The sequence below is a fragment of the Streptomyces sp. DvalAA-14 genome (assembly GCF_900091855.1).
In the GTDB taxonomy this organism is placed as follows: Bacteria; Actinomycetota; Actinomycetes; order Streptomycetales; family Streptomycetaceae; genus Actinacidiphila.
On sequence record NZ_FMCH01000355.1, the window covers coordinates 1 to 7,460 of the forward strand.

The following is a 7,460-nucleotide window of genomic DNA, read 5'->3' on the forward strand; positions in this document are numbered from 1 at the left end:
GGCGACAGGCCGTGGCTCAGGGCCGCGCCGCCCGCGCAGGCCCGCCGCAGGCGGGCGTCCGTCCGTGGGGTCGGCGCCGGCGGTGGCGTCAGCCCCCGGGGTCTTCGGGGCCGACTTCGGGGCCGCGCCGGCCCGCGCCGCCGCGGCCTGGTGCGGCACCTCGGACTCGGGACGGCCCGCCGCAGGCGGTACCTCCGGCTCCTCCTCGAAGTCGATCTTCTTCATCTGCTTGCCCATGTTCTTCATGAGCGCCCACAGTCCGAGGGCGATAACAGCGAAGACAACGAATCCGAGGAGCCCCGGCGTCACCTTGTTCTCGTCCAGCTCGGCGGCGAGCGGCACGAGCTGATGAAGGGCGTGGGTCTGGTTCACGCCCCCATTGTCGCCTAGTCCTCCCGGACGCCCGCAAAGAGGTCGTCCTCCGGGAGGGAGACGTCCACCCGGGACGTGGCCAACTCGTAGTCCTCGGTGGGCCAGATCTCCCGCTGCAGGTCCATCGGCACGTGGAACCAGCCGCCGTCCGGGTCGATCTGGGTGGCGTGGGCGAGCAGCGCCTTGTCCCGGATCTCGAAGAACTCACCGCACGGGACGTGGGTGGAGATGTTCCGCTCGGGGCGGTCGAACTCCTCCCACCGCTTGAGCCACTCCTCGTACGGGGACTCCAGGCCGCGGGCCAGCAGCGCCTCGTGGATGGCGACGGTACGGGCCCGGTTGAAGCCCTGGTTGTAGTAGAGCTTGGACGGCGTCCAGGGCTCCCCGGCCTCGGGGTAGCGCTCGGGGTCGCCGGCCGCCTCGAACGCCACCGTCGTGATCTTGTGGGTCATGATGTGGTCCGGGTGCGGATAGCCGCCGTTCTCGTCGTAGGTGGTGATCACCTGCGGCTTGAAGGTGCGGATCAGCTTCACCAGCGCCCCGGCGGCCACGTCCACGTCCTGGAGGGCGAAGCAGCCCTCGGGCAGCGGCGGCAGCGGGTCGCCCTCGGGCAGGCCGGAGTCGACGAAGCCGAGCCATGACTGCTTGACGCCGAGGATCTGCCGGGCCTCCTCCATCTCCTTGGCCCGTACCTCGTGGATGTGCTCCTCGATGTAGGGGTCGCCCTGGAGCTTCGGATTGAGCACCGAACCGCGTTCACCGCCGGTGCAGGTGGCCACGAGTACGTCGACCCCTTCGGACACGTACTTGGCCATGGTCGCCGCACCCTTGCTCGACTCGTCGTCGGGGTGGGCGTGCACGGCCATCAGTCGCAACTGCTCAGTCAAGGCTGTGTCCTCATCAGGATCAGGTTCTCCGGTCTCCCAGCCCCCTCATACCGGCAGAGGAGGCGCCTTCTATAGTGACCGAGCGAGGGGGCGAATAATTCCGTGGTCCCCAAACGGGAGGAACGATATGACGGCCGTTTCAGGCCAGCCGGACTCCCCGTCGAGCCCTCCGCCCGAGGGCCGCTACGGTCCCGCGAACCGCCCGTACCGGACCGGCTCCGGCGCCGACGCCCGCACCGACCGCCATTTGAAGGTCACCGCCATCGTACTGGGCGTGCTGGCCGCGATCGCGCTCGGCTGGTACGGCTGGCACTCCGTGGCGGGAGACAAGGTCAGCGCCCAGGTGGTCGCCTTCAAAGTGGTGTCCGACCAGGCCGTGGAGATCCATCTGGAGGTCCACAAAGGCACGAATGCGGTGGCCGAGTGCACGCTGCGCTCGCAGGACGCGGACCACAACGAGGTCGGCCGCAAGGACGTGCGCATCGCCCAGCACACCAAAGAGGTCGACACCATCGTGACGGTGCGTACGACCACCCGCGGCGAGACGGGCGAGCTGGTGAGCTGCGGGACCGCGTCGGGCAATTGAGTACGCGCCGACCCGAGTACGCGTCGGTCGCTCCCGTCCACGCCCGGTAATTGTTAGGCTCGTGGTTTCGTCCCGGCAGCCGGTGGCAATGCAATTGTTCACCGGGCACGCGCCCGTACCGGCGCGCGGGAAAGCACACGGCTTGAACAGTACCGACGAGGAGCACCTGTGACCCAGACCAGCGACAACGTCACCTGGCTGACCCAGGCGGCGTACGACCAGCTCAAGGCCGAGCTGGCGCATCTGTCTGGTCCGGCGCGCGCCGAGATCGTCGCCAAGATCGAGGAAGCCCGCCAGGAAGGCGATCTCAAGGAGAACGCCGGCTACCACGCGGCGCGCGAGGACCAGGGCAAGCTGGAGCTGCGCATCCGCCAGCTCAACCAGATCCTGGAGTCCGCCAAGGTGGGCGAGGCTCCGGCCGACGACGGCGTGGTCGCGCCCGGCATGGTGGTCACCATCGCGTTCGACGGGGATCCCGACGACACGATGACCTTCCTGCTGGGATCGCGTGAGGGCGTGGCCGACGACCTGGAGACGTATTCGCCGCAGTCACCGCTGGGCACCGGGGTGACCGGCAAGCGCACCGGTGAGGACGCGACGTACGAGCTGCCGAACGGCAAGACAGCGTCCGTGAAGATCCTCGATGTGAAGCCGTACCAGGGCTGATCGCTGGGCCGGTACCGGGTGCGGACCCGGGACCGGCCCCAACAGCTGGCCGACCCAGCGCGAAGCCCCGGCTGCCGGAGATGGTCCGGCAGCCGGGGCTTCGCTGCGGCGCCGCTCGATCGGGCGCCCGGCAGGAGGGTGTCGACGCGGTCAGGCCGTGGCCGAGCGGTACTTGCGGACCGCCAGGGTGCGGAAGACGGCGATGATCACCACCGACCACAGCAGCGACGCCCATACGGGGTGTTCCATCGGCCAGGCGCCGGAATGGACGACTCCCGGGTTGCCGAACAGCACCCGCCCGGCCTGGACGGTGGCGCTGAACGGATTCCATTCGGCGACATGCCGCAGCCAGGGCGTCATCCCGAGCGGGCTCACGAACGCGTTGGACACGAAGGTGACCGGGAAGAGCCAGACCAGGCCGCCGGAGGTGGCCGCCTCCGGGCTGCGCACCGACAGGCCGATCAGCGCGCCGATCCAGGAGAACGAGTAGCCCAGCAGGAGCAGCAGCGCGAAGGCGCCGAGCATCTTCGGCACGCCGTTGTGGATCCGCCAGCCGACGATCACCCCGACGATCGCCAGCACGATCACGGTCAGCAGGGTCTGCACCAGGTCGGCCAGGGTGCGGCCGGTGAGCACCGCGCCCCGGGACATCGGCAGTGAGCGGAAGCGGTCGATGAGGCCCTTGTGCATGTCGTCGGCGATGCCCGCCCCGGCGCCGGCGGTGGCGAAGGTGACGGTCTGGGCGAAGATGCCGGCCATCAGGAAGTTGCGGTAGCCCAGCGCGTTGAGGCTGCCGGCCACGTTGACGGAGCCGCCGAAGACATAGCTGAACAGCACCACGAACATGATCGGCTGGAACAGGCCGAAGATGATGACCTCGGGGATGCGCAGCATCCGCAGCAGATTGCGCCTGGCGACGACCAGCGAGTCGTGTGCGGAGCCGACGAGTCCGCCGCGCGGGGTCGGTGCGAGGGTGCCCCGCGGGTGGTCGGTCACGGCGCTCACTTGGCTGCCTCCTGTATCTCCGGCTCGACGTCCTCGCCGGCTTCACCGGTTGTTCCGGTCTTCCCGGCCCGGCCGGTCCGGCCGGCCTTCCCGCTCCTGCCGCCCTTGGTGTCCTTCGCGTCCTCGGCCGCGCCGCCGTCCGTGTCGTCGTCGGCGCTCTCCGCGGCCTCGGCGGCGTGGCCGGTCAGCGAGATGAACACGTCGTCGAGGGTGGGGCGGCGCAGACCGATGTCGTCGATCTCGATGCCGTCGGCGTCCAGGTCGCGGATCACCTCCGCGAGCAGTTTGGCGCCGCCGGTGACCGGGACGGTGATCTTGCGGGTGTGCTGCTCGATCTTCGCCTCGCCCTTGCCGTACCGGGCCAGCACTCCGGCGGCCTCCTCGATGCGGTCCCGCTCGTGCACGACGACCTCGACGCGCTCGCCGCCGGTCTGCGCCTTGAGCTGGTCGGAGGTGCCGCGCGCGATGACCAGGCCGTGGTCGATGACGCAGATGTCGTGCGCGAGGTGGTCGGCCTCCTCCAGGTACTGGGTGGTCAGCAGCAGGGTGGTGCCGCCCGCGACCAGTTCCTGGATGACTTCCCACAACTGCTGGCGGTTGCGCGGGTCGAGTCCGGTGGTGGGCTCGTCCATGAACATCACCGGCGGGCTGACCACCAGCGCGGCGGCCAGGTCGAGCCGGCGGCGCATACCGCCGGAGTACGTCTTGGTGACCCGGTCGGCCGCGTCGGCGAGGTTGAACCGCTCCAGCAGCTCGCTGCTCCTGGCCTTGGCCGCCTTGGCGTTCAACTGGTAGAGCTGGGCGACCATCCGGAGGTTCTCCCGGCCGGTCAGATATTCGTCCACCGCCGCGAACTGGCCCGACAGGCCGATGTGGCGGCGTACCTCGTTCGGGTGTTTGAGTACGTCGATGCCCGCGACGACGGCTTTGCCGCTGTCGGGGCGGAGCAAGGTGGTCAGGACGCGGACGGCAGTGGTCTTCCCCGCGCCGTTCGGACCGAGCAGGCCGAGAACGGTGCCTTCCGGTACGTCGAGATCCACTCCCCCCAGTGCCCTGACATCGCCGAAGGTCTTCACAAGACCCTCGGCGTAGATGGCGCCCGCCATGTCTGTGCTCCCGTCCGTCTGCTGTGGATTGCGGCCGCCGGCTCGCGGCCCGTGGGGTGGACCGGTGGCGCGGCCGGAACTCATCGGCCGGCCGCCATCGGGCCCGCGGCGTGCCGCCGTCTGGACAGCCCCCGCGGCACGCGATACGACGCGAGGATGTCAGACGCGATATATCGCGTCAAGCGCTTTTCGGCGGATCCCCCGGATCGGGTCGGGCGAACATGTGCGCGACAGCCGACCGGCCGCACGGACGGCCCCGGGGCGGCCGGTCAGGCGATCACCGTGTAGCCGGCCTTCTGCAAGGCCGCGCCGACCGCCACGCAGTGCTCGGGACCCTTCGTCTCCAGGTGCAGTTCGACCTCCGCCTCGGTGAGCCCGAGCCGCGGATCGGTCCGCACATGGCTGACGTCGAGCACGTTGGCGTCCACCACGGACAGCACGCCGAGCAGGGTCGCCAGCGCCCCCGGCCGGTCGGTGAGCCGCAGCCGCAGGGACAGATAGCGGCCGGCCGCCGACATGCCGTGCCGCAAGGTGCGCTGCATCAGCAGCGGGTCGACGTTCCCGCCGGACAGCACCGCCACCACCGGTCCCTCGTACGCGTCCGGGGCGGCCAGCAGCGCCGCGACGGGGCTGGCCCCGGCCGGTTCCACCACCAGCTTGCCCCGCTCCAGGCACAGCAGCAGCGCCGACGAGAGCTGATCCTCCGAAACGGTCACCACCTCGTCCACCAGGTCGCGGATGATCGCGAACGGGATGTCGCCGGGCCGGCCGACCATGATCCCGTCGGCCATGGTGGCCACCGCGGCCAGCGCCACCGGCCGGCCGGCCGCCAGCGAGGGCGGGTAGGCCGCCGCCCCCGCCGCCTGCACCCCGACGATCCGCACATCGGGCCGCAGCGCCTTCACCGCGACGGCCACCCCGGCGGCCAGCCCGCCGCCGCCGATGCCCACCAGGATGGTGCGCACCTCCGGGCACTGCTCCAGGATCTCCAGGCCCACCGTGCCCTGCCCGGCGATGATGTCCGGGTGGTCGAAGGGATGGATGAAGACCGCGCCGGTCTGCTCGGCGTACTCGATGGCGGCCCGCAGCGTCTCGTCCACCACCGCGCCGTGGTGCCGCACGTCGGCGCCGTACTCCAAGGTGGCGGCGACCTTCGGCAGCGGCGCGCCCATCGGCATGAACACGGTCGAGCGGACCCCCAGCAGCGAGGCGGCCAGTGCCACGCCCTGGGCGTGGTTGCCCGCGCTGGCCGCGACCACGCCGGCCGCGCGTTCCTCGGGACTCAGACCGGCGATCCGGACGTAGGCACCGCGGATCTTGAACGAGCCGGTGCGCTGAAGGTTCTCGCACTTGAGGTGCACAGGTGCCCCCACCAGCGACGACAGATGACGAGAGCCCTCCATCGTAGTGACCCGGGCGACCCCGGACAGCATTTTGTGGGCCCCGCGCACATCGTCGAGCGTGATCGTCCGGGACGGCCTGTATTCCATGTCCCCAGTCTCCCAGTTCCGCCACCGCACGGCCGCAGGCCCCTCACCAGCGCGTACGCGGAACGCGTGCCACTGCCCGGCACCGCGCGCCGGGCCGGCCGGGTCGAGGCGGTCTTGACATCCGGGCCGAAAGCGGTCGGACGGTCAGATTGCGGTTTGGCGGGAACGGCCCCGCGGCTGCCCGGTCCGCGTACTCTTCTGCCAACTTCCCGCCGCCCGCCCCCCTTAACAGGACCGACAGAACGCGAGCTTCCAGGTCATGTCCAACCCTCCGGAGACCTCGGCCGAACTCCTCGAGCGGCTCCAGCACCAGGTGGCCCTCTTCGCCCGCCGCGCCGAACAAACCCGGCTCGGCGGCGTCGGCAAGGCCCGCAATTCGATGGACCGCGCTGCCTATCTCCTGCTCAACCGGCTCGACCGGGAAGGTCCGATGGGCGTCAAGGCGCTCGCCGAGGCGATGGGGATCGACTCCTCCACCGTGACCCGGCAGGTCGCCCCGCTGGTGGACAGCGGCCTGGTGAAACGCACCTCCCACCCGGAGGACGGCCGCGCGGTGGTCCTTGCGCTGTCCCCGCGCGGCCGGGGCCGGCTCGACGAGGTGCGCGACTCGCGCCGGGCGCTGATGGCCGAGGTCACCGCCGAGTGGACGGGCCAGGAGCGGGAGCTGTTCACCGATCTGCTCGTGCGGTTCAACACCTCGCTGTCCGAATGGCACGCGGGGCTGGGCCAGCGGGAGGGGCAGCCCGCCGAGCCGGTTCCGGCCGAGCCCGCCGCCGAGCCCACTGCCGGGTCCGTCACCGAGACCGCCGCCGAGACCGCCGCCTCTGCCGCAGCCGGGCCCGGCGCGGAGACCGCCCTGGAGGGCCCGAGCGGGCCCGCGGCCGGGGCGGGCGGGGTGTTCGGCGCGGGCGGGGACAGCGGGTCGCAGGGGGACGCGCAGGGGGCTTGACCCGGCACGCCCGGTTGCCGTCCCATGGCCGCGTGGGGAAGCGCCGGGCGACAGCGGAACTCCGCCGGGACGCCGAATTCGCGGCGTTCACGGCGGGCGCGGGCGGACGCCTGCTGCACGCGGCCGTCCTGCTCACCGGCGACCTCCGGTCCGCGGACCGGCTGCTCACCGCCACCTTGGCCCGGGTCTACGCCGACTGGATCCGGATGCGCGCGGACGATCCGTACGAGCAGGCCAGAAGCGAACTGGTGCGGCGGTTCGCCTACCGCCCCTGGTGGCGGCGACCGGGGGGCGGCCCCTGGACCGGCTCTCCGCCCAGGAACGCCTCGTGGTGACGCTGCGGTTCTTCGAAGGCGTCGCGGAGGAGCAGACGGCGGCCCAACTGGGCCTTCCCGCCGA

General features: G+C 71.1%; 7 protein-coding genes and 2 pseudogenes. 4 read left to right on the forward strand and 5 right to left on the reverse strand.

Going from position 1 to position 7,460, the window contains the following annotated elements; translation table 11 throughout:
* Together GA0115240_RS38290 and mca are read right to left on the reverse strand one after the other, a co-directional pair.
* Nucleotides 1-372: hypothetical protein (locus tag GA0115240_RS38290; RefSeq protein ID WP_202451506.1), on the reverse strand; the 372-nt coding region annotated here is incomplete at its 3' end.
* A 14-nt stretch (nucleotides 373-386) separates the two neighbouring features.
* The gene (gene mca / locus GA0115240_RS18205; protein WP_093737732.1) at nucleotides 387-1,259 is read right to left on the reverse strand and encodes a mycothiol conjugate amidase Mca; all 873 of its coding nucleotides are present in this window, start codon (nucleotides 1,257-1,259) and stop codon (nucleotides 387-389) included.
* Between the two features lie 127 nt (nucleotides 1,260-1,386).
* On the opposite strand from mca, the gene GA0115240_RS18210 reads away from it, so the two are divergent.
* Complete coding sequence (locus GA0115240_RS18210; protein ID WP_093737733.1) at nucleotides 1,387-1,845, forward strand: DUF4307 domain-containing protein; 459 nt, start codon at nucleotides 1,387-1,389, stop codon at nucleotides 1,843-1,845.
* Nucleotides 1,846-2,013: 168 nt separating this feature from the next.
* The gene (gene greA, locus GA0115240_RS18215; protein WP_093737734.1) at nucleotides 2,014-2,511 is read left to right on the forward strand and encodes a transcription elongation factor GreA; all 498 of its coding nucleotides are present in this window, start codon (nucleotides 2,014-2,016) and stop codon (nucleotides 2,509-2,511) included.
* 150 nt (nucleotides 2,512-2,661) lie between these two features.
* Here greA and GA0115240_RS18220 read toward each other — a convergent pair whose 3' ends face one another.
* From GA0115240_RS18220 to ilvA, 3 genes are all read right to left on the reverse strand, one after another.
* Nucleotides 2,662-3,516: an ABC transporter permease gene (locus GA0115240_RS18220; protein WP_093737735.1), complete on the reverse strand. Its 855-nt coding sequence runs from the start codon at nucleotides 3,514-3,516 to the stop codon at nucleotides 2,662-2,664.
* Nucleotides 3,513-4,622, reverse strand: coding sequence for an ATP-binding cassette domain-containing protein (locus tag GA0115240_RS18225; RefSeq protein ID WP_093737736.1), 1,110 nt, complete (start codon nucleotides 4,620-4,622; stop codon nucleotides 3,513-3,515). Before GA0115240_RS18225 ends, GA0115240_RS18220 begins: the two co-directional genes overlap by 4 nt.
* 269 nt (nucleotides 4,623-4,891) lie before the next feature.
* Nucleotides 4,892-6,112, reverse strand: a complete 1,221-nt coding sequence (gene ilvA, locus GA0115240_RS18230) for a threonine ammonia-lyase (RefSeq protein ID WP_093737737.1) — start codon at nucleotides 6,110-6,112, stop codon at nucleotides 4,892-4,894.
* A gap of 259 nt (nucleotides 6,113-6,371) precedes the next feature.
* Here ilvA and GA0115240_RS18235 point away from each other — a divergent pair.
* Nucleotides 6,372-6,857, forward strand: a pseudogene (locus GA0115240_RS18235) (MarR family winged helix-turn-helix transcriptional regulator); the annotation flags it as partial.
* A 236-nt stretch (nucleotides 6,858-7,093) separates the two neighbouring features.
* A pseudogene (locus GA0115240_RS18240) lies at nucleotides 7,094-7,460 on the forward strand (RNA polymerase); the annotation flags it as partial.

Coding starts and splice junctions, on each gene's coding strand:
- GA0115240_RS18210 (WP_093737733.1), top strand. CDS start 1,387: ATGACGGCCGTTTCAGGCCAGCCGGACTCCCCGTCGAGCCCTCCGCCC.
- GA0115240_RS18225 (WP_093737736.1), bottom strand. CDS start 4,622: ATGGCGGGCGCCATCTACGCCGAGGGTCTTGTGAAGACCTTCGGCGAT.
- ilvA (WP_093737737.1), bottom strand. CDS start 6,112: ATGGAATACAGGCCGTCCCGGACGATCACGCTCGACGATGTGCGCGGG.